This window comes from Lacinutrix sp. MEBiC02595 (genome assembly GCF_053601555.1).
This window is the reverse complement of sequence record NZ_JBSHNU010000182.1, coordinates 1-705: the sequence shown is the minus strand read 5'-3', so window position 1 is coordinate 705 and position 705 is coordinate 1. Positions and strand designations below refer to the sequence as shown.

Below are 705 nucleotides of genomic sequence, written 5' to 3'. Positions count from 1 at the left end.
GTTGCGTTTATTATTGCACCATCCGTTGCTATTGGGTTAAAAACAAAACTTCCGCCAGTATCTCCTATGATATTTGCGGTTCCGCCATCACAATTTGCAGTCATAGTAAAAGAAGCATTCCCGGAGGTTAAAACAGTTACCGTTTGTGTGCTACTTGTTCCGCAGGTTCCTGGACTCGTGTATTCTATCGTATATGTGGTTCCTGAAAGTCCATTAGTTACCGTTCCGTTAGTTGCATCTATGGTTGCGCCATCGGTTGGTATTGGATTAAACGTAAAACCCCCACCAAAATCTCCTATGATATTTGCCGTTCCGCCGTCACAAGTTGCTGTCATAGAAAAGGAGGCATTTCCAGAGGTTAAAACAGTTACAGGTTGGGTACTACTTGTTCCGCAGGTTCCTGGACTCGTGTATTCTATAGTATAGGTTGTCCCGGAAATTCCATTAGTTACCGTTCCGGTAGTTGCGTTTATGGTTGCACCATCTGTTGGAACAGGATTAAAAGTAAAGCTTCCGCCAAGATCTCCGGTTATATTTGCGGTGCCGCCATCACAAGTTGCAGTCGTATTAAAAGAAGCGTTTCCTAAAGTTAAAACAGTTACCGCTTGTGTGCTACTTGTTCCGCAGGTTCCTGGACTCGTGTATTCTATCGTATATGTGGTTCCTGAAAGTCCATTAGTTACCGTTCCGCTAGTTGCGTTTATT

At 43.7% G+C, this 705-nt stretch carries 1 pseudogene; it reads right to left on the bottom strand.

The window, feature by feature from the left end:
* Positions 1-705, bottom strand: a pseudogene (locus ACVCZW_RS04615) (hypothetical protein); the annotation flags it as partial.